The 22,447-nt window shown below is 34.5% G+C and carries 13 protein-coding genes; 12 read left to right on the plus strand and 1 reads right to left on the minus strand.

All coding sequences use genetic code 11. The annotated features are described in order from the left end of the window. Window positions 1-115 precede the first annotated feature (115 nt). From JJL45_RS04320 to JJL45_RS04375, 12 genes are all read left to right on the plus strand, one after another. Window positions 116-1,036: a T9SS type A sorting domain-containing protein gene (locus tag JJL45_RS04320; protein WP_202664266.1), complete on the plus strand. Its 921-nt coding sequence runs from the start codon at window positions 116-118 to the stop codon at window positions 1,034-1,036. 216 nt (window positions 1,037-1,252) lie between these two features. Beyond that, entirely contained in the window at window positions 1,253-3,610 is a 2,358-nt protein-coding gene (locus JJL45_RS04325; RefSeq protein WP_242521413.1) for a chondroitinase-B domain-containing protein, read from the plus strand. Between the two features lie 338 nt (window positions 3,611-3,948). Next, the gene (locus JJL45_RS04330) at window positions 3,949-6,231 is read left to right on the plus strand and encodes a heparinase II/III family protein (RefSeq protein ID WP_202664267.1); all 2,283 of its coding nucleotides are present in this window, start codon (window positions 3,949-3,951) and stop codon (window positions 6,229-6,231) included. Window positions 6,232-6,869: 638 nt separating this feature from the next. Continuing rightward, complete coding sequence (locus JJL45_RS04335) at window positions 6,870-10,085, plus strand: SusC/RagA family TonB-linked outer membrane protein (RefSeq protein WP_202664268.1); 3,216 nt, start codon at window positions 6,870-6,872, stop codon at window positions 10,083-10,085. A gap of 6 nt (window positions 10,086-10,091) precedes the next feature. Next, window positions 10,092-11,639, plus strand: a complete 1,548-nt coding sequence (locus tag JJL45_RS04340; protein WP_068603531.1) for a RagB/SusD family nutrient uptake outer membrane protein — start codon at window positions 10,092-10,094, stop codon at window positions 11,637-11,639. Window positions 11,640-11,652: 13 nt separating this feature from the next. Beyond that, the gene (locus JJL45_RS04345; RefSeq protein WP_242521414.1) at window positions 11,653-12,846 is read left to right on the plus strand and encodes a hypothetical protein; all 1,194 of its coding nucleotides are present in this window, start codon (window positions 11,653-11,655) and stop codon (window positions 12,844-12,846) included. 13 nt (window positions 12,847-12,859) lie between these two features. Beyond that, entirely contained in the window at window positions 12,860-14,347 is a 1,488-nt protein-coding gene (locus tag JJL45_RS04350) for a PKD domain-containing protein (RefSeq protein ID WP_068603537.1), read from the plus strand. Window positions 14,348-14,382: 35 nt separating this feature from the next. Beyond that, a complete protein-coding gene (locus tag JJL45_RS04355; protein WP_068603539.1) occupies window positions 14,383-15,306 on the plus strand; it encodes a polysaccharide lyase family 7 protein in 924 nt (307 codons plus the stop codon). A 238-nt stretch (window positions 15,307-15,544) separates the two neighbouring features. Continuing rightward, complete coding sequence (locus tag JJL45_RS04360) at window positions 15,545-16,255, plus strand: FadR/GntR family transcriptional regulator (RefSeq protein ID WP_068603541.1); 711 nt, start codon at window positions 15,545-15,547, stop codon at window positions 16,253-16,255. Between the two features lie 190 nt (window positions 16,256-16,445). Further along, window positions 16,446-17,735, plus strand: coding sequence for an MFS transporter (locus tag JJL45_RS04365; RefSeq protein ID WP_068603544.1), 1,290 nt, complete (start codon window positions 16,446-16,448; stop codon window positions 17,733-17,735). Window positions 17,736-17,769: 34 nt separating this feature from the next. Continuing rightward, window positions 17,770-18,534: an SDR family NAD(P)-dependent oxidoreductase gene (locus tag JJL45_RS04370; RefSeq protein ID WP_068603546.1), complete on the plus strand. Its 765-nt coding sequence runs from the start codon at window positions 17,770-17,772 to the stop codon at window positions 18,532-18,534. Window positions 18,535-18,665: 131 nt separating this feature from the next. Then, window positions 18,666-21,125, plus strand: coding sequence for a hypothetical protein (locus JJL45_RS04375; RefSeq protein ID WP_202664269.1), 2,460 nt, complete (start codon window positions 18,666-18,668; stop codon window positions 21,123-21,125). A gap of 135 nt (window positions 21,126-21,260) precedes the next feature. Here the strand turns inward: JJL45_RS04375 and JJL45_RS04380 are convergent, their stop codons facing one another. Then, on the minus strand, window positions 21,261-22,322 hold the full coding sequence (locus JJL45_RS04380) for a LacI family DNA-binding transcriptional regulator (RefSeq protein WP_082935940.1): 1,062 nt from the start codon (window positions 22,320-22,322) through the stop codon (window positions 21,261-21,263). Window positions 22,323-22,447 lie beyond the last annotated feature (125 nt).

Below are 22,447 nucleotides of genomic sequence, written 5' to 3' on the forward strand. Positions count from 1 at the left end.
ACAAAGTTTGGAATATTAATAATAATAACTATATTTGGAGAACCAAAGTGGTAAACCAAACTGGTTTACCGTTTAAAACTTAACCACAAACTGAAATTTTTAAAACTAAATAGATATGAAAACAAAATTACTTTTAGCTAGTTGTTTAATCGCTAGCGCAACACTTTTCGCGCAAGATCCAGCAGTTCTCAATGCAGAGTTCGATTATCAGGCAAAAAGCTCGGGTGGTCCTTGTACTTGTTCAGGCTGGATTAATAAGGATCTAGGAGATCAGGGAGGTTCTTCACAAGATTTCGACGGAACAACAAATGATGCGATAAAATTTGATAAAAATAATGACGACCTAGCTTATCAAGAGATTGCTGTTGAGGCAAATACAGAGTATAAGGTGTCATATCGTTATCAGGTAGAGGGTGAGCTTACTTCAACCAGTGAGTTAGAAATACGTATATTAAGAGGTACTGCCTATGTGGCAGGTTATACACCTTCATATTCTTCTACTGTGGCTGCTGCGCCAACAGATGGTTTTGGTTATACTAGCATGTCTCAGGTTGAGGTGGCTGGAAATAACTTAGAAATTGTTACGGTAACACCTACGGTAGATGATGAGTATTATGCTGCGGAATTTACTTTCAATTCAGGTAGTGAAACGAGTATTGCTATTTTTGCGAGAGGTATTGGTGGAGCTGATCCTGGAGTAGGAGGGAGTCCTAAGGGATTTGATTTTATAAATGGAGATGAGTCTGTAAGACTTGATTATTTGAGAGTGACTGAAGAAGCAACAGCTTCTGTTGATGAGGCTACTGCAAATGGATTCGCTATTTATCCAAACCCTGCAAAAGATATTTTAAATATAAAATCTAAAAACCTTCAAATTTCAGCCGTAAGTATTTACGACCTGTTAGGAAAAAGTGTTTATCAAAACAATCAATTTAGTGGTAGCATAATTGATTTGTCTAGTTTCAATAAAGGAGTTTACTTCTTAAAAATTGAGGCTAGTGGACGTACTTTTAGTAAAAAATTAGTAGTTCAATAAGTAGTTGTTTAGTTATTAAAAGGCCTTTTATTTACTAAAAGGCCTTTTTGTTTGAAAAAACCAAATATTGGAAGCAAACAAAATAGACGAAGTGTGGTCTATTTTGTTTGCTTTTATGAATCATAATACGGACTTTCCTTGTTTTTGACATTTGATTTTATTTGATAATCAATATGTCATACCTTTAAATGTGGAATAATCTTAATTAATAGCGTAATGAATAAATTTAAAATGAAAAATGTTCAACATTATCTAAAAGTAAAAACAGCTTTATTGTTAGCAGTTTTGTTTTTAAGTCTTAGTTGTAAGGAGAAATCGGCAAAGGTTTCATCGTCTAACGTAAGTGATATTGAGGCTTTAAACTCTGCTATAAAAGAAGCCAAACCAGGTGATGTTATTGTCATGTCTAATGGCGTATGGAAAGATGTTCAAATTAAGTTTCGAGGAAAAGGAACAAAAGATAATCCTATTACTATTAAGGCAGAAACGGCTGGTAAAGTTTCTATTGAAGGTGAGTCATATTTGAAATTCGGTGGAGAGCACCTTATCGTTGAAGGTTTACATTTTAAAAACGGTCATTCGCCATCAAGCTCGGTGGTTGATTTTCGAATTAATGAAGAGGAAGTTGCATTTAATTGTAGCTTAACCAATTCTGTGATTGAAGATTTTAATCAGTTACATCGCGATGAAACCGATTTATGGGTTCAGTTTTGGGGTAGACATAACACCTTAAGTAACTGTTATATCGCTGGAAAAACGAATCGCGGACCAACAGTGCGTGTTAACTTAGAAGGTATAGAGAGTACCAATAATTACCATCAAATTGTAAATAATCATTTCGGGCCTCGACCAAGAAAAGGTGGTGCTAGTGCCGAAACCATCCAAATAGGAAATAGCTTTACCTCTATGGCGCCTAGTTATACTATGGTGGCTAATAACCTGTTTGAAGAATGTAATGGTGAAGTAGAAATCATTTCAAGTAAAACCAATTTTAACGAGTTTAGAAATAATGTTTTCTATAATAGTGAAGGTTCTTTAGTAACGCGTCATGGTAATTACTGTATCATCGATGGTAACTATTTTATTAACGATAGTGGAAACACTAATGTAGGTGGTATTAGAATTGTAAATTCTGGTCATTGGGTAACTAATAATTACTTCTTTAATATTAAAGGTGAAAGTTTTAGATCGGCATTGGCTGTGATGAATGGCATTCCTAAATCACCTCAAAACAGATACAATCAGGTTACCGATGTGGTTGTGGCTTATAATACTTATGTAGACTGTGTGTCGCCATGGCAATTTGGTGTGGGAACAAACATTTCTCAAAAAGATGTATTGCCTAAATCTGAAATTAGATCGGCAAGAGCTATTAGAACGACTGTTGCAAACAATGTTATTTACAATGAAGTAGGCGATGCCTCTCCTGTTTTTGAGCATGATAAAGCCGATGGTGTTTTATTTAAAAGTAACGTGATTGATAATCAAGGTGTCGATTTTAATAATTTTGATGGTGGTATTGTTGCGGCTTCACTTGAGCTTAAAAAAATATCAGATAATATTTTAATCCCTACCGGGGTTCCTAGTGATGTTGAACCTTATGAAGGATTCGATTTTAATACCATAACAAAAGATTTATTTGGTCAATCGCGCGAGGAAAATAATAGTGTTGGTGCTGTATTAAGTGCCGATGTGCCAAATCCTAATATTTTAGATAAAACCAAATATGGTGCTAATTGGTACTCTAATGAGGTACAAACCAAAGAAGCTGCAACGCATAGTGTGGCATCTGTTGACGCCTTGCAGAAGCAAATTGATACTGCGGAAAATGGCGATGTTATTGCACTTGCTTCAGGAGTATATGAGTTAGACTCATCTTTAAAAATCAACAAAACAATAACTATTGAGTCTCCTGCAGAAGGAAAAGCTGAAATTGTATTTTCTGGTGCTGCAGACACGCCTGTTTTTGAGTTAAACCCAAAAGGAAACTTAACGCTAAATAATGTTGTGTTAAAAGGTAATGGTGAGAATTATGCTTTTGCAACCTTAAAAGAAAACATGTCTAATCATTTTGGCTTAGCGGTTTCTAATTGTGATATAAGTGGTTTTGCTTATGCGCTAAGGGTTTATAGAGAAGCTTATGCAGAAACCATTACCTTCGATAAAACAGCTTTTGATAATTGTGCTAATGGCTTAGAATTGTCTGAGGAAACTTTAGATAAAGGAGACTATAATACCGAATACTTAACCATTACCGACTGTACGTTTAATGCGATTAAACAAAATGTGGTCGATTATTATAGAGGTGGTTACGATGAATCTACTATAGGTGGAAACTTATTAATCGCTAACTGTACTTTTACAAATTCTGGTGGTGCTGAAAAGAATAAAACCTTATTAAATCACCGCGGTATTGTAAACGTTAATATAAAGGATAATACCTTTAAAAATAACCCTGTTAAGTTTGTATCGGTGTTATGGGGTGCTAAAAATAATGAGCATTCAAATAATACCATATCTCATTCAGGAGAGATTAAAGTTCAAGAGAACTTAGAAATGACACTTATGTATTAGAATTAATTTGAGTTAGTAACTAAAGGTTTTGTAAGGGTTTAATGCTCGTGCAAAACCTTTTTTGTTTTTTAGAAATTCGAAGAGTCAAATATCAAAAAAAGTATCTAAAAGCTTCGCTTGTTGTTTTAGGTTTTTAACCGGTTATGTTGAGAATTTGGTAATTGAAAACCGGTTTTAAGTCTTGATTTTCATTATTTAACAATATTTACCTGTTAAAATCAAGATGTTATCGCTAAAGGTTTGGTGTAAGTGAGAATTATGATTATATTTGGGCAACCAATCTGGTAAACCAAACTGGTTTCCGGTATAAACTGAAGTGAATAATTATAAAGATACGAATGATAATTAATAAAAAAACCATTATTAGTGCTTTTCTTAGTGTTTTTCTGCTAGGACTTATGTTTTCTTGTAAAAACCAAAATGAAAACTCAGGTGAAAAAGAATCATCTCCGAGTAAAGGTAGTCACCCCAAATTAATAATCACAAAGGCTGGTGTGGAAAAGATCCGTGCTGAGTTGGGTAATATTCCAATTTTTGATGCCTCTCTACAAATAGCCAAAGATGAAGTTGATGCAGAAATAGCCTCAGGCATAGATACACCGCTTCCAAAAGATTTTTCTGGTGGATATACTCATGAGCGTCATAAACGTAATTTCTTCATGTTAGAGAAAGCGGGTCTATTATATCAGATTTTAGATGACGAAAAATACGCGAAGTATGTTAAAGATATGTTGTTTCAATATGAAGCCATGTATAAGGACTTACCTGTTCACCCTCAAACCCGTTCATATGCTAGAGGGAAATTGTTTTGGCAATGTTTAAATGATTCTAACTGGTTAGTTTATGCGAGTCAAGGCTACGATTGTATTTACGATTACTTGTCCGCTGAAGAAAGAGCCAAATTGGAAAATAACCTTTTCAGACCTTTTGCCGATTTTATTTCTATAGGAAATCCACAATTTTATAACCGTGTTCATAACCACAGTACTTGGGGAAATGCGGCTGTTGGCATGATTGCTTTAGTTATGGATGATGATGAGTTATTACATCGTGCACTATATGGTATCGAGGATGATGGCATTGATGCCAATGCTAAAGATAATGATGGTGGTTATATTAAAAATGAAGATGGTAAGGCAGGTTTTTTAGCCAATTTAGAAGAGCCTTTTTCTCCAGATGGGTATTATACTGAAGGGCCGTATTACCAACGTTATGCCATGTATCCGTTTTTGATTTTTTCTGAAGCCTTAAATAATGTAAAACCAGAGCTTAAAATTTTTGAGCATAAAAATGGAGTGTTATTAAAAGCTGTCAATGCGCTTTTAAACCTCTCTGATGCCGATGGCGACTTTTTTCCATTAAATGATGGCCAAAAGGGTATGTCGTATTATTCTAAAGAATTGGTAACGGCTGTAGATATCGCATATTTACATGGTTCTAAAAACCCAGAATTACTAAGTATAGCTGAAAAGCAAAATCGTGTATTGTTAGATGATTCTGGTTTGGCAGTTGCACTAGGTATAAAAGAAGGTGCTGCAAAACCTTTTGAAAAGAAGTCTATTAACTTTAGTGATGGGCCGCTAGGTAAGCAAGGTGGTGTTGCTATTTTAAGAGACCATGATGTAGAGGTCGTTTTTAAATATGCGGCTCAAGGTTTAAGTCACGGACATTACGATAAGTTATCTTTTTCGATGTATGAGTCTGGTCAGGAAGTTATTCAAGATTATGGTTTAGCACGATTTGTTAATATCGAACAAAAAGGAGGAGGTAATTATCTTAAAGAAAATAAAACTTGGGCTAAGCAAAGTATTGCTCATAACACCATCATTCAAAATGAAGGAAGTCATTTTAATGGTAAGTATGATATTGGTTCACAACACCACTCCAAACTAAACTTTTACGATTTTGATAAAGATAATATTAAAGTGGTAAGTGCATATGAATCGAATGCTTACCCAGGCACGGAGCTTAAGCGTACTATGGCATTGATTAGCGATGCTGGTTTCGAAAAGCCTTATGTATTGGATATTATGGCTGTGTCTTCCAAGCAGGCAAATCAGTATGATTTTCCATATTACTACTTAGGTCAGGTTATGGAAACTAATTTTGAATATGCGACCCCAGAAATTCTTAAGCCTTTAGGAGCTAAACACGGGTATCAGCACTTATTTGTTGAAGGCCAAGGTAAAGCTAATGATGGCAACGCGAAGTTGTCGTGGTATCATGCGGGACGTTTCCATACCATAACGACTGTTACAAGTGCTCAAGATGAAGTGTTTTTTACAAGAATCGGGGCTAATGATCCGGAGTTTAATTTGCGTAAGGAACCTGGGTTTATGATTAGAAAAAATAATGAGAAAGATGCTGTTTTTGCATCAGTTATTGAATCTCACGGAAATTATAGTCCTGTATCGGAAAACGCAATAAATTCTCATAGTCACATTGCTGAAGTGAAGGTGGTTTATAACGATGCTGATTATACAGCTGTTTCGATAAAAGATATTCAAGGACATATTAAAACATTTATTGTTTGTAATAACGAAGTTTCAAATGAGAAACAACACGAAATAGTAATAAACGGTAGTACATTTCAGTGGACTGGATCGTATTACTTTAATTAGTAAATAAAAAATGATTATGGAAACATTTAGAGACATTAAACAATTTCTGTTCCGATTTGACATTCGGTATCAGGGTAATTTACGAAGGCAAAATTTATCAAATTTCCCACTCGAATAAGATAGGTGCTTAGGAATGAAATTTAAAAATGAAGATTGTGATTCTCTTTTTAATTTGACTCACTTTTTTTAAATGACTCTTACAGAGTCGCGTAAGAGTTTCTTTTTAATTAAGATAGCAATTTCACAATTATTGACTTGTTTATATGGTAATAATGTTAAAAATCAAAATTATTTTGCTGTTAACATAATTTAACATATATTTGGTGAACCAAATTGGTAAACCAAACTGGTTTACGTCAACTAAATTAAATGTATAACTCTTTCTTAAAAATTATTTCTAGCATGAATTTATCGTAAAAAAAGAAGAGGTTTGCGACTTCTTTTTTAAAGTTTACTTCTTTTAGGAGGGAAGTAAACCAAAATTCACTCCAATTTCTAGTATTAATATGAACTCTCACAGTTATAATTTTTGTTAACGTTTCATATTAGTTTTAGTAGGGGTAAAAAAAATGCAGCTTAAGTGGTTATGTGCTTGAGTTGTAGTTAACTATACTATTTTAAACATAAAAAAACCAATTATGAATTTAAAGAATAAATTAGCTCTAGTTGTGATATTGCTTTTTAGCATCACGGCAATTGCCCAAAGTGGAATTGTTCTGAAAGGAACCGTGGTGTCTGCAGAAGACGGTATTCCAATTCCGGGTGTAAATGTTATCGTTGTGGGTACTACAAGGGGTACTACAACAGATTTCGATGGTAACTACGAAATTAATGTGGAGCAAGGTGAGGCAGTGCAGTACTCTTATTTAGGGTTCGTGTCTCAAACCAAACTTGTTAGTGGAAGTGGTCCTTTAAATATTTCGTTAAGTGAAGATGTATCTCAACTTGACGAAGTCGTGGTTATTGGTTATGGTGATCAAAAAGAAAAAGATATCACCAGTGCCTTAACCAAAGTTGATTCCAAAGAAATTCAAGACCGTTCTGTAGCTCGTGTTGAAAGTGCGCTACAAGGTAAAGTTGCAGGTTTGAGAATTCAAACTACAAGTACCGAGGCTGGTGGTGATCCAAAAATCACATTAAGGGGTCCTGGTTCTATTACAGGTTCGTCAGCACCACTTATTGTTATTGATGGTGTGGTAATAGGTACCGATCCAGATATCTTAGGGTCTATTGATAATAATAATATCGAGTCCTTAAGTGTTTTAAAAGATGCCTCTTCGGTTGCTATCTACGGTTCTCGTGGTGCGAATGGTGTTATTTTAGTGACCTTAAAAGAAGGTGTTGTTGGTCAAACAAAATTCTCGTATAACACGTTTACGGGATATAAGTTTACTAAGAATAATGAAAACTTTAACACGACTATTGCTGATGAGCGTGCTAGGTTAAATAGTTTGGCTGGAGAAGTTGCAGCTATTCCAGTTACAAGCCCGAGATATGCTGATATTAATAGATATTATGATACAGCTTATGCTGAGCTTGAAGCTATGGATTTTATCGCATCATTAGGTGATGGCGAACAAAACTGGCAAGATGAGATTTTTAACGGTGGTGTTATTAAAAGTCACTCTTTAGCCGTTAGAGGTGGTACAGAATTAACAAGTTATACTGGTTCTATTGGATATCTTGAGGATGAAGGTGTGGTTTTAGGAGATAATTTCCAGAAATTTAATGCAAGAATCAAGATAGATAGTAAATCTAAAAACAAGAAAATTAAGTTTGGTGCTAATATTAGTGCAAACTATAACGACCAAAATAGAGTACCAACTAGATTTACAGATCCTTTAAGACAGTACGGTCATTTACCTCTTTATTTAAATGAAGAGCATATGAAGTACGTTACTCAAGGTGACCCAGGTGATGCTGGTAAACAATTTGAAAATATCGGTGTAGGAAGTTATGGATTCTCTAGAGCATTCGATCACGTGTTTACGCAGGATCCAAGTAATCCAAGAGCTATTAATAGAGATCCAGCTACTGGTCTTCCAACGGTAAGTCCATTAACTTCTGGAGGTTTAACTTTATCTACTACTAAAAACGTACATCCTTTAGTTCACTATTTAGAAAGAGATCGTATCAAAAGGAAGTTAAACTTAAACACTTCTGCTTATATGGATTTCAAATTAGCAAAAGGACTTAGTTTCAGACAATCGATTTCTGGTGTTTTCAGAACTGGTAAAAATAATAACAACGATTATTTCTACGGTCAAGAGAATAGAGATCAAGAGGCATTTCGTCTTGAATCTAGAGATGAGATGAACCAATATGCTATTGAGTCACTTCTTAAATACAATAGAAGTTTTGGAAAACATAATTTCAACTCAGTATTTGGTTTTGAATATACAGAAAGACACTTTTACTATCAAGAAACTGAAGCTGTAGGTTATACTAACGATTTCAATAATAATATTGCTATTGCAGATGCTGGTATTTCATATACAGATAATGGTATGGATAAGTTAGTATCATATTTCGGAAGAATTGATTATAACTATAACGAGAAATATTTACTACAACTTTCAGCACGTACCGATGGTAGTACAAGATTTGGTACTAACACAAGATACGGGTTTTTCCCAGCAGCTTCTGCAGGTTGGATTCTTTCAAAAGAGGACTTCTTATCTAATAGTGATGTCATTAGTTTCTTAAAGTTAAGAGCGAGTTATGGTATTTCTGGTTCAAATGAAATTGATAATAATATATTCAATTCACTTTACCGATTCGAAGAGTCTTTCAGTACTGTAAGTTATCAAGGATTGTCTGGTGTAAAAGCTATTACATTAGCAAATCAAGATTTAGGATGGGAGCAATTAGTAGAGTTTAACCCTGGTCTTGATGTTACTTTTGGACGAAACCTATTTACTTTAGGTGTAGATTATTATACTAGAAGTAGTAAAGACTTAATCTTATTCGCACCTGTTTCAGGAGTATATGGAGCTGATAACTGGCTTCAAAATATTGGAGAGGTTAAAAATGAAGGTGTTGAAATTGAAGTAGGTTCAAGAATTTATACTTCAGAAAATTTAAGCTGGAAAGCTTCAGGTAACTTTTCTTTAAACAGAAACGAAGTTGTTAGTTTAGGTAATAACGATCAGATTCTTTCAAGAATTGATCAAGACACTAGACCTACAGAATTTATTGCTCGCGTTGGTCAACCTATAACATCGTTTTATGGATGGGTTTATGAGAAGGAAATGCCTTTAGAATGGGTAGATAATCCTTTTAATAGATTTAATAATGATTATGCTCACGTTTACGTAAAAGATTTAAATGGTGATGGTATTATTGATGGTGATGATAGAACGGAACTAGGTAATCCTTATCCTGATTTTATGTGGGGTTTAAATTCTGAACTTGTTTACAAAAACTTTGATTTTGGATTCCAATTCCAAGGATCTCACGGAGGTGAAGTTAGGGTTGCAGATTTAGATCAAATGTACTACGCTAGTGAGTCTGCTGTAAATGCAGTTTCTAATTTCGTAGACAGAGATTTATTAGTACACAGAAGATATACTGATGATCATATTCAAGATGCTTCTTTTGTTGCTTTAAGAAATATAACATTAGGTTTTACTATACCAGAATCGTTTACTTCAAAGTATAACATTGATAAATTAAGATTATATCTAACTGGTGAGAATTTATTATTCTTTACTGCTGCAGATTACGAAGGGTTTAACCCAGAAGCTGCTGGTCAAACATCTGATAATGCCAATACGCCTTTAACAGCAGGTTACCAAAGAGGTGATGGTCCAGTAATAAAAACTATTTCAGCAGGGATTAACTTTAATTTTTAATTAATTATGAAAAAGATATATAAAAATATTATAGCTTGTTTTTCAGTCGCTGCTTTATTAACGGGTTGTGCTGAAGAATTAGATTTAACAAATCCTACGGCGCTTTCAATTGAAGAGCTGTTAGAAACCGAAAATGGTTTCGAATTTTTAGCGAATGGTGTGCTTGATGCTTATCAAAAAATACCAGCTAATGAGTTCCTATTAACAGAACTTAGATCGGATAACGTAAGAGCAAATTCAGAAAATGGAAATTATCCAGATTTTAATGCTTATGATATCGATCCAAATAATGGTGACGTCGCTACGTATTATTCTAACAACTATGCTGTTATAAAGCATGCAAATACGGTTATTGATAATCGTTTTCTTGCACCTGAAAAATATCAGTATGCCGTTGGTGAAGCTTACTTTATGCGTGCATTAGCTCACTTTAATTTAGTGAGAGCTTATCAAAATATTCCTTATGTTGATAAGGTGTTAGATGTTACTAAAGATGAGGCTTTAGATTATCCACAATTACCTGAAGCAGATGTTTATGCTAAAATTATTGAAGATTTTAAAACGTCAATCGCTTATTTAAGTGGTGTAGAACAAAACAGATACCGCCCTTCAGCAGGTGCTGCTATTTGTTTAACAGCTAAAGCGTATTTAAGTCAACCAAATCCTAACTATTCTGAAGCAGAATTATTATTAGCTTCTGTTGTTGATAATCATGATGCTTACGATTACCGTTTAATTACATCGCCTAATGAGAATATTCCAATTTTTGATCATTATGCTAAATTAATTGACAATTATGGTCATGTATTTGGAAATGCATTAGATAGCAATGGATTTACAGATGGTGTTCCTGATGGTGCATGGGTTAATAGCCCAGCACGTGAAATTAACGATGAAGTTATTTTTGCTATCGCTTATGAGTTAGCCTTAAGTGATAACTACGTAACTAGTGATAGTGATTTAAACAGTCAAGTACAAACAGATTCAGAATCATTTAGTTTTGCAATGACTTTACAAGGACCATCTAATGGTATAAACATAGCTACTTTAGATTTCTTATCTGTAATGACACCAGAATTACAACCAGTAAGATTTTATGGTAGTATTGATCCTTTATCTTATAATCCTACAATTCCTACTAACGATACTTTTAGTGCTAAGTTCCCTACTGCAGGAGAAATTGGAGATAACGATTGGATCGTTTTAAGATATGCAGATGTGTTATTGTTATATGCTGAAGCCATTTTAGCTGGAAATAACAGTACAACCGATTCTAGAGCAGTATCGGCATTTAATGAAGTGCGTCAAAGAGCAGGGTTAGATCCAGAAGTAGAAGTTACAAAACAAGCTTTATTAGACGAGAGACGCGTTGAGTTTGTATACGAAAACCAACGTTTATACGATTTAATTCGTTTTGGTGAAGCTGATAACGTTTTACAAAAGTTCTCAGACGATAACAGTTTATTCTACACAAGTCCAAAGAAATACCTTCCTTTCCCACAAAGAGAGCGAGATAACTTACCTAATTTTTACGATCAAAATGATGGATACTAAAAACCTAAAAATTATGAAAAAATATTTGTTTAATGTGAGGTATATCGCAGCAGTTGCATTGTTATCTTTTGCATCTTGTGTTAATGATGATTTACCAGATGTTGGAGATTTAGAAGATATAACAGGACCAACACCTTTTTATAGTTTTAGCGATGTGTCTTCTTCAGAATTCGATTGTAATGATGTGGAGTTATCTGCTAATTATGATTATTTCTTCCAAGCTGGAACAAATTTAGCTGTAAATGGAACACAATACGATTGGACAGTGACCCCAGATACCGGATTAGTTCTTATTAATAAAGATTTACCAATCTTAGAACAAAGTATCGATGCTGCTGATGCTACTGTTGTTGGTATTCAATCTGAAATTGATAAATTGGAATTTAAAATACCTTGTGAATCTGATCCTGCTAAAAAAGCAGTTATGGAACAAGAAGTAATTAAGTTAAAAGCACAAAAGGCCGTAGCAGAAGCTTCTCGTAGTGAAGAAACTATTGCACTTATAGCATACTACAACGAACAAATTAAAAACCTGCCTGCAGCTACTTTGCAAGATCGTGAAGTTATATTCGGATTTCCTGGTCCAGGTGTTTATGATGTAAGTTTAAAAGTGACAGATAACCTTGGGAAATCTGATGTAACGCTTAAAACAATTACGGTTGATCAAGCTGTACCTACGGTACCAGTACCTGAAATTTCTGAAGCAGGTTTCGAGGATAATGATTTATTTGATGGAACTGGTGATGGTAGAGATTCATGGAGAGTACCTAGTAATGCTGCTTGGAGTCCTCTTGGTGGTGGTACTACTGTACCTCAAATTAACTCTAATTCAGAGTTAGGATCTGTGCCAGAAGGGTATCAATCAGCTAAATTCCCATCAGGTGGAGATAGAGTTGCATATCAAGAAATTGAAGTGACACCAGGGGCGACTTATGTGATTTCTTATTTCACAGCATTCAACCTAGATAACCCTGGCGAAATGACGTTATCAATTCTTACGCCTAATACATCTTCTTATGCAGAATCGTTATTAACTTCTAATATTATTGCATCTAGAACAGAAAGTAATGATGGAAGAATAGCTGATGTATTTAAGAAACACGCCATTACTTTTGAGGCAGGTACTAATGAATCTGTGATAATTTTCGCAACTAATTCAGGTGATGAATACAGATTAGACGCTTTTGAGATTTCAGTAAAACAATAAAAACTAAACTATTATGATTTATAATTTAATTAAAAAACACACAAAAAGTACGCTTGTACTGTGTTTTGTGGCGTTGGGGATAGTGTCTTGCTATGACGATGGACACGAACCTTTCGTTCCGCCTTCTGGGAATGTGAATAACATTCAACCAAGTACACAGTTTACTACCAGTTTAGATGCAACCGATCAATTAACTGTTATATTTAGAAGTTATTCTACCGATGCTGCTTCTTATTTGTGGGAGTTTGGAGATGGTAGTACTTCAGATGAGGCTAACCCTAATTATACGTATTCTGAAGGTGGCCTTTATGATGTGAAATTAACGACTACGAGCTCAGATGGGTTAGTTGCTAAGGACTCTACTCAAGTAGGTCCAATATCAGTTGGTTTTACCTTTGCAGTTGAAGATACACAAGTAACTTTTACCAATGCTACTTCTGGGGCGGAGTCTTTAGTATGGGATTTTGGTGATGGTAATTCTACGGAATGGTCTTATGAAGACACTGAAAATGATCCTAGCTTTAGTCCTGTTCACACTTACAAAGATGTTGGTCCTTATGATGTGGTTTTAACGGCTACAAATTTTGCTGGTGATACATATGCTGTATCTCAAAAAGTTGAAGGCTTAGTACTTTCTACTGTACCAGATTTTACATTTGAAAATGTAACTGGTTTACAAGTACAATTTACAGATGCTTCAATTTTGGCAGAAACTCATGCTTGGGATTTTGGTGATGGTAACTCATCTACTGAATTAAATCCTACTCATACCTATGCGGCAGCAGGAACGTATGAAGTGACTTTAACAACCACTAATATTGAAGGTGTTGCCAAAAGTATTTCTTATTTCGTACCTGTTGGAGGTGTTCAGCCTACATTTAAAGCTATAGTGCTTAATGGTACAGGTGATGAATACATCGGGAATACAGGAGATAACGCTGATGCTTGGGATATGACACCTGGTTCAACGGTAATAGACGATAATTTAGGTGAAATTCCTAGTCCATATCAAGCTTTATGGAACAACGGGGCATTAAATACTTACATTGATGATAACTTTTGTACCAACGAACAACCTGGTTCTACTAGTGATGGAAACTATGTTAATGGTGTAAAAACTAGAGGTCTTAAACTTTATGAACCTTGTCGTAGATTGTATCAATTGCTTAAAGTTGAGCCTGGAGTGGAATATACCTTTACAATTGATTCTAGATCTGAAGCTCCTGGTATAAACACTGAAATCTTTATTCTAAATAATGAGATTACTACAGAAGCTGGAATTGATGCAGATCCAATGTCTGAATCTGATGCTTATTTTGTAATCAATAACGATTACAATCCTGATAAACCTTCTGCGGGTAATGATACGTTTACAACAAATACTTTCACGTTTAAAGCGTCAAGTGACATTATTGTAATTTATGTAAGAGCTACTAATGCCATTGATTCTAGTAATGAAGTGTTTTTTGATAACATAGACATCATCACTCCTGGATTCTAGTTTAAATACGGATCCAACAATTAAAAAAAAGTAAAATGAAAAATTTTCGAAAAGAAATTTTAGGATTATTACTTATAGTTTTTATATCTGTAAATGCTACTTGTCAAGATAAGACAAGTAGCAGTACAGATACAAAGGCCAAAACTGAAAAAAAATCTAAAAAGAAAAAGAGAAGAGGTAAAAAAGTAAGACTTCCAGATATTGACTTAAGTCATTGGAAGGTTACGCTACCAGTTCTTAATGAAAAGGGTAAGCCTTACGAAATTGACCCACCAGAAATTTTAGATTTTGCTTCTAATGAAGTTGCAAAACCTTATATGTATATTGATTCTACGGATGGTTCTATCGTTTTTCACGCTATGCCAACGAAATCAACTACAAAGAACACCAAATACACAAGGTCGGAGCTTAGAGAACAAATGGTTCCTGGTGAAAACAATGTGAATTGGACTTTTAAAGATGGTGGTTATATGAAAGGTACCATTGCCATGGATGCGGTTTCTAAAGATTCCAATGGGAAGTATCACAAAGTTATTATTATGCAAATTCATGGTCGCTTAACTAATGAGCAACGTGATTTAATAGGGCAAGATGATAATAATGCACCGCCTATCCTTAAAATCTATTGGCAAAATGGTAAAGTTCGAGTTAAAACGAAAGAACTTAAAAACATATCGGCTTCAAGTGAAGAGATTTTACATGAAGATGCTTGGGGCGATGATGAAGGATTTAATTTTGAACAAGAAGTTAACTTTAGAAAATTTACTTTAGAAGTAAAAATATCTGAAGGTAAAATGGTTATCGTCTTAAATGGTAATGAGTATAAAGTATATGAAAATATACATATGCAGCGTTGGGGTGTGTTTGAAAACTACTTTAAAGCTGGGAACTATTTCCAGTCTAGAGACGATGGGGCTTTTGCCAAAGTTAAGTTCTATGACTTAGAAGTAAGTCATTAAATAATAGAGTTAAGAAGTATAATTACTAAAAGGGTTTTAAAGTGGGATTGGTTAGAGTCAGAAGTGTCTCACAAGTCTCGTCAACAAAAGAATAATACTTGTTTGACTTATTGTTAAGTGTTAATTTAGCACGAATTTTTGAGTTTGTAAAAAGGTATAAACTGCGGTTATATATTTGTATATTTTAGAATTTAGAGAAATTGCTAAATTAATTTGGTTATAAAAATCACGTGATAAGATGAAATTAGACGTATTTACAGTAAGTGACAACAACAATAAAGCACAAAAGGCGATAATAAGTCAGATTAAAGAATTAATAAATTATAAAAATTTAGAACCCGGCGATAAGTTACCATCAGAGAGAATGCTTTCAGAAAAGTTTGGTGTTACTCGTGGATTAATACGTGACACTATTCAAAAGTTAGAATTTTATGGTCTTTTAAAGTCTATTCCTCAAAGTGGAACTTTTGTTGCCAATATTGGTGTTGTAGCGATGAACGGTATGATAGATGACATTTTAAGGTTGGAATCACCTGATTTTAAATCTCTAGTTGAAACAAGGATTTTGCTAGAATTAAAAACAGTGAGTTTAGCATCTTTACGACGTACAGAAGAGGATCTGAGAAATATTGAAGAAGCGTTACTTGCTTATGAAGTTAAAGCCCTAGCAGGTGAAGATGCTGTGCAAGAAGATTTGCTTTTTCACTTAGCCATTGCAAAAGCGAGTGGTAATGCTACCATGAATATGATGATGTTAACCATTATTCCACAAATAATTATGGATTTTGAGAAATATCATGTTTGTGATAAAGATCAATCTTTACTGGGTATTAAAGAACACCGAGGTATATATGAATCTATAAAAACTCAAAACTCGGCTGAAGCAAGAGAAAAAATGAAAGATCATTTTAATTTTTTGTATCAGTATTGTTATAGTACAGAACAATAAAAATAATATGGGTAATGGTTTGAATTACAAATTTTTAACTGTTACTTGTCATAACTTTATAAAGGAAGAAACATTATAATAATGTTCTTCCTTTATAATGTATTAAAAAATGCAAATAACGATTTGTATAATGCTTTTAAGACTTTTGTAAGTCTTCGAGGTTCATTAATGTTTATAAATAAATAAAAATATGAAAGTAAAAGGTTTACGTTGGTTTATCATAGGACTAATCTTTTTGGCAACGGTTATCAATTATATTGATAGAAGTGCCCTAGCAATTATGTGGGGGAGTAATGATCAGCCTGATTCAATCTCTGGAGCTTTAGGACTCACAAAAAGTGATTATGGTCTAATTCTAAATATTTTCATGGTGTTTTATGCACTAGGACAATTATTTTCAGGTAAATTATTTGATAAAGTTGGGACTAGAATAGGTTATGTAATTAGTATTGGTGTTTGGGGATTATCTTCATTCTTACACTCTACAGTGCGTGGTTTAGTTGGACTTACCATTTTTAGAAGTACATTAGGTGTTTCTGAAGCAGGTAACTGGCCAGGCGGTGTTAAAAGTAACGCCGAGTGGTTTCCAATTAAAGAACGTGCATTTGCACAAGGTTTATTTAACGCTGGAGCTTCTATTGGTTCAGTAATTGCGCCACCATTTATTGCTACTTTATTCGTTGCTTTCGGATGGAGAACTACATTCATGGTCATTGGTTCATTTGGTATCCTTTGGATTATTCCATGGTTAATTATTAACAAATCAGGACCTAAAACTCACCCTTGGATTACAGAAGAAGAACAAAAATTCATTATCGAAGGTCAGAGTAAAGCAGATCAAGCAGCTACAGCAGATACTAAAGGTTTAAGCTTAGGTCAAATTTTATCACACAGAGAGTCTTGGGCTATTGTAATGGGACGTTTCTTTTTAGAGCCTATCTGGTGGTTATTTGTAGGTTGGATGCCTCTTTACTTGGCCGATGTTTACGGTTTTGATGTAAAAGAAGTTGGTATGTTTGCATGGGTACCCTACGTTGGTGCTGCTCTTGGTAGTATCGCCGGTGGTTATGTTTCTGGACAAATTATTTCTAAAACACATTCTATAGATAAAGGTAGAAAATTAACCATTTTAATTGGTGGTATCATCATGTTCTTAGGATTAATTGCTACTATTATGTTTGGAGATTCTCCAGAACGTTTTGTGGCTATTGTATTCTTTGTATTATTTGGTTTCCAATTTGCTATCGGAAATGTTCAAACATTACCAAGTGATTTATTTAGTGGTAAATCTGTTGGATCATTAGCAGGTCTGGCTGGTATGGTTGGTGTATTCTCTGTAATCTTAATGAACTTCTTAGTTCCTATTATTCAAGAGAAATTTTCATACACGCCAATTTTTGTAGCCATTGCTATTGCGGTTCCATTAGGATTAGGTTCCATTTACTATTTCGCAAGAGAAATTAAATCAGTAGAAGAATAAATAAAAAAATAATCAAATTTAAATTATAATAAAAATGAGTAATTCAGGAAATAAAGTAGCGGTTGTAACCGGAGCCACAGGTGGTATTGGATTTGAAGTTGCAAAACGCTTAGGAAAAGACGGTTATACTGTTGTATTAAATGGTATTGAAGACGAAGCTGGAGCTAAAAGAATTGAAGAATTAACAGCTTTAGGTATTAAAGCTGAGTATTTCGGTTTTGATGTAACTAAAGATGAAGAGGTTACTGAAAATATTACTAAAATTGGTGAAAAGTATGGTAGAATTGACGTTCTTGTAAACAATGCAGGTGGTATTGGTGTGAGAGCTAGATTTGAAGAAATGACAACGGAGCAATACCGATTTGTTATGGCTTTAAACCTTGATTCTGTATTTTTTGCTTCAAGAGCTGCGATTCCTTTCCTTAAAAAAGGTGAGAATGCATCTATTATTAACTATACCTCTAATGCTGCATGGAATGGTGCAGGACCTGGTGCTGGAATCTATTCTGTATCAAAAGGTGGTGTACAATCTATAACAAGAGCATTAGCTAAAGATTTAGCTGAATATGGAATTAGAGTAAACGCAGTATCTCCAGGTACAATTGATACGCCTTTCCATGCGCAAATTAAAGCTACTAAGCCAGAAGTTTTCGCTTCTTGGGCAAATAGTGTTTTATTAGGAAGATTAGGTCAGCCAGAAGAAGTTGCTGGTGTTGTTTCTTTCTTAGCGAGTGACGATGCGTCTTTCATGACTGCTGAAACTGTCCAAATTGGTGGTGGTCAAGCTTTAGGTATCTAAGAATAAAATATTAGTTTAATTTAAAGGAATGTACTACTTAAATGGCACATTCCTTTTTTTGTATTTTTAAGTTATATCTGTGGTAATTCCCTCATTGCCCACTTGTTTAAAGAAATTTAATTCATGTTGTTATGAGTAAAATTACCCTGCTTATTGCTATTTTATTTTGTGTTACTCTAAGTTATAGCCAAACCAAAATTGCTAAACTTACCTTTGAAAACGACCCTACTAGCACAAGTCCTGAAATAACGGATATGTCGTATACGGTTAGTCCGGCTGAATTTACTGATTTTAGTAATTCAACTAAGCCGCGCTATTTTATCCGTTCAAAGGATGCTGATGTTATGCATACCAACCTGGTTAGAAATACAGACTTAGGGGAATACAGTTTTGGAGTTAGAGATAATAATCAGAATAGTAATGTAACGCCTTCTTTTTTAAACTTAGAGTCCGTTGATATTTCAGGTTATGACAATATTCAATTTAAAATTTATTTAGCAATTGATACTGATGCCCCAAGATGGGATGCAAGCAATTCTGCCGGTGGGACAACTAGAGACTATGTTGATTTTGAATATGGCCTAGATGGAGGTACGCCAACCCAATTCCTATACATCAGGTCTGATGATACTAATAACAATAATACAGAACCTTGGATTGATTTGGATTTAGATGGTGTTCAAGATGCCGAACTTACAAATACGTTCACGCAGTATACTATTGATATTCCAACGTCTTCTTCCAATATATTAGATATTAGTATTGAATTTAACTTAGACGGTCTAGGTGAAGATATCGTAATTGATAATATTGAAATATGGGGTACGCCAATAGGCTGTTCAGGTTCCGCAATTTGGGATGGTAATTTGTGGAGTAATGGTTCAGGACCAGATATTAATACACCAGCAAGAATTGAAGGGGATTATAATACCGATGTTGATGGTGATTTTTCTGCCTGCTATTTGATTGTAAGTAGTGGTGCTACACTAACAATTACGGAAAATCATTTTGTAGAGGTTTCCGGATTAGTCGATATTTCAACTGGATCGAACCTTATCATTGAAAATAAGGGCACACTGGTTCAACATGAAGATAGTGCTAATTTTATCCTTGTTCCTACAGCGACATCTAAATTTATCAAAACAACAGAATATTTAAATAACTGGTATGATTATACCTATTGGAGTTCACCTGTTCATGGCCTAACCATTAATACAAGTCCATTCGCTGATACATTTCGTCGTTATTGGTTTAATGGATCCAATTATGTTGATAATCAAATTGAAATTCTAAATACAAATACATACACTCCAGGACAAGATGATATCGATGATAATGGTGACGATTGGCAGGTCGCTGGTAACGCGATGACCATTGCCCCTGGTACTGGCATTGTTGCCTCTCGTAAAGCCGCTGGCTTTTCTCCGGGGACTTATGATTATGAGTTCTCTGGGCGGTTAAATACCGGTGTTATTGACGTAAATGTTAGTTACAACGCAACGAATAATGGCTTGTATTGGAATTTACTCGGAAACCCATATCCTGGAGCATTAGATTTTGATGCATTTGCGACACATAATTCTGATGTTATTGAAGGTGCCGCATATTTATGGTCGCAAGCGACACCTCCTTCATCAAACGCTAGTGGAAGCGATGCCAAAAACTTTGCACAAGATTATATCATCATAAACTCGGGGAGTGGAAGTGTTAATAACAACCCTGACACCTTATTGGATTACATTCCTTCAGCGCAGTCGTTTTTTGTGGTTATGAAAAAAACAGTACCAATAAATACCGTAACGTTTAATAATAGCATGCGTGTTACCAACCCAGCAAGTAATGCTCAGTTTTTTAAATCCTCGAATTCTAAACAAGCTTCTGCGAAAGCTAATAAACTATGGATTAATCTAACAACAAATAGTGGTGGGTTTAATCAGGTTTTATTGGCCTATGTGGACGGTGCCACAGATAAATTCGACGGTCTGGCTTATGATGCACCAAGAAATTTATCTAGTGGCTTGCCATTTATAATCTACACATCTATTGATGAGAAGTTAGGAGAGAAATACGCTATTCAAGGGAAATCGGTGTCTAGTTTGAATGCATCTGAAATTGTGCCTCTAGGGTTTTCAACTAGCATTAGTTCAGGAAGACTTTATACCCTTTCTATCGGTCATTTTCAAGGTGAATTCTTTAATACCAACAGTGTCTTTCTAAAAGATAATTTACTTGGTCTAGAACATAATCTTTCTGATAGTGAATATGCCTTTACTTCAGAATCAGGTGATTTCTCCGATCGTTTTGAGATCGTTTATACCAGTAAGGTACTATCCGATGACATCAGTAATGCAAATGAGGAGCTATTAAAAATATACAACCTACAAGACAAAAAACTCATGTTTAAGGCAGCAAAAGGCTTGTCAGTACAAGAAGTGGTACTTTATGATGTGTTAGGTAGAAAACTTTACGAGGTAAAAGGACAGAACAACACCGAGACGTTTTCGTTCAACAATTTAAGCCAAACGGCATATGTAGCAAAAGTTCGTTTATCTAACAATCAGTTACTAACAAGAAAAATAGTTTTGAATTAAACTTTTGCTGTTTTTTTTCTTAGCTACACTAGAAACCGTATATCAGTATACAAGATCCGAATAAAGCAAATTTCTAGAAATAAACCCATCTTAATGCATATATAAAGTAAAGGTATTATAATCTAAAAAGTCGATTTACTTTTTTACCAGTGATGAATCACGAACAATCAGCTCTGCCTCTAGAATCTTTTTATTCAAACTTTGTTTAATAACCGGCGCTTTCATGTGTTCTAAAAAGGTTTGAGCGGCCAATCTGCCAATTTCTTCACTGTGTTGGTTTATCGAAGAAATTGAAGGGGTCACCATGGACGTAAAAGGTTCGTTTCCAAAACCTACTAGAGCGATGTCTTGAGGCACTCTTATGTTATTTTCCTTAAGAACTTGTAAAGCACCTAAAGCGGCATAGTCACTGGCTACATAAACAGCATCGGGTCTGTTTTTTAATTGTAATAGCTGCGCCATTTTTGCTCTACCATCTTCTATGGTTAGGCTGCCCTCTAATAACAACTCGGGTTCTAGAGGCAAATGGTAGGTTTTTAATGCATCCATATAACCTCTAATGCGGTTATTGAAAATACGCGTGTGTTTGTAGCCTCCAATATGCGCAATGCGCTTACAACCCTGTTCTACTAAATGCTGAACAATAATGCCACTACTTTTATAATCGTCTATACCTATATAATCAACGTTTAAGTCATTTTCACCACGATCGAATAGAATAAGCGGAATGCCTTTAGTTTTAATTTTATTGTAATAATTTAAATCGATAGTTTCATTGGCCATCGAGGCTATAATGCCATCAACTTGGGTATATAATAAAGTATCAATATTGTCGCATTCCTTTTTGTACGATTCGTTGGAATGCGTCATAATAATATTGTACCCTTTCTTATTTAAAACTTCCTCCATACTCTGTACTACTGAAGAGAAAAAATGGCTGTTTGTACGTGGGGCAATAATGCCAACCAAATTACTTTTTCCTTTACGTAGGGCACTCGCCAAGTGGTTCGGGTGGTAGTTCAAGTTTTTAGCCACTTGCTTTACCGCCTTTTTAGTTTTCTCACTAATACGTGAATCGTCATGCAACGCTTTCGATACCGCAGCAGGCGAAATGTTAAGCACGTTGGCTATATCTTTTATGGTGGTTTTTCTTTTGATATTTATTTTTTTTATATATTTGCTTAAACGTTTAAGCAAATGTAATTCTTAAATTTTTATAATCAAAACAGATTAAGAAAACTGTTTTGAAGATGAAGCCTTTTACATAGTGATGCTTAATCGTTTAAGCAAAACATAATTTTTGAATATTAAATAATAAAAGA

The sequence above is a fragment of the Tamlana sp. s12 genome (assembly GCF_016767215.1).
Taxonomy (GTDB): Bacteria; Bacteroidota; Bacteroidia; order Flavobacteriales; family Flavobacteriaceae; genus Pseudotamlana; species Pseudotamlana agarivorans.

Bases quoted from the DNA above. Each gene is read 5' to 3' on its own strand.
- JJL45_RS04320 (WP_202664266.1), top strand. From the start codon at position 116: ATGAAAACAAAATTACTTTTAGCTAGTTGTTTAATCGCTAGCGCAACA.
- JJL45_RS04325 (WP_242521413.1), top strand. From the start codon at position 1,253: ATGAATAAATTTAAAATGAAAAATGTTCAACATTATCTAAAAGTAAAA.
- JJL45_RS04330 (WP_202664267.1), top strand. From the start codon at position 3,949: ATGATAATTAATAAAAAAACCATTATTAGTGCTTTTCTTAGTGTTTTT.
- JJL45_RS04335 (WP_202664268.1), top strand. From the start codon at position 6,870: ATGAATTTAAAGAATAAATTAGCTCTAGTTGTGATATTGCTTTTTAGC.
- JJL45_RS04340 (WP_068603531.1), top strand. From the start codon at position 10,092: ATGAAAAAGATATATAAAAATATTATAGCTTGTTTTTCAGTCGCTGCT.
- JJL45_RS04345 (WP_242521414.1), top strand. From the start codon at position 11,653: ATGAAAAAATATTTGTTTAATGTGAGGTATATCGCAGCAGTTGCATTG.
- JJL45_RS04350 (WP_068603537.1), top strand. From the start codon at position 12,860: ATGATTTATAATTTAATTAAAAAACACACAAAAAGTACGCTTGTACTG.
- JJL45_RS04355 (WP_068603539.1), top strand. From the start codon at position 14,383: ATGAAAAATTTTCGAAAAGAAATTTTAGGATTATTACTTATAGTTTTT.
- JJL45_RS04360 (WP_068603541.1), top strand. From the start codon at position 15,545: ATGAAATTAGACGTATTTACAGTAAGTGACAACAACAATAAAGCACAA.
- JJL45_RS04365 (WP_068603544.1), top strand. From the start codon at position 16,446: ATGAAAGTAAAAGGTTTACGTTGGTTTATCATAGGACTAATCTTTTTG.
- JJL45_RS04370 (WP_068603546.1), top strand. From the start codon at position 17,770: ATGAGTAATTCAGGAAATAAAGTAGCGGTTGTAACCGGAGCCACAGGT.
- JJL45_RS04375 (WP_202664269.1), top strand. From the start codon at position 18,666: ATGAGTAAAATTACCCTGCTTATTGCTATTTTATTTTGTGTTACTCTA.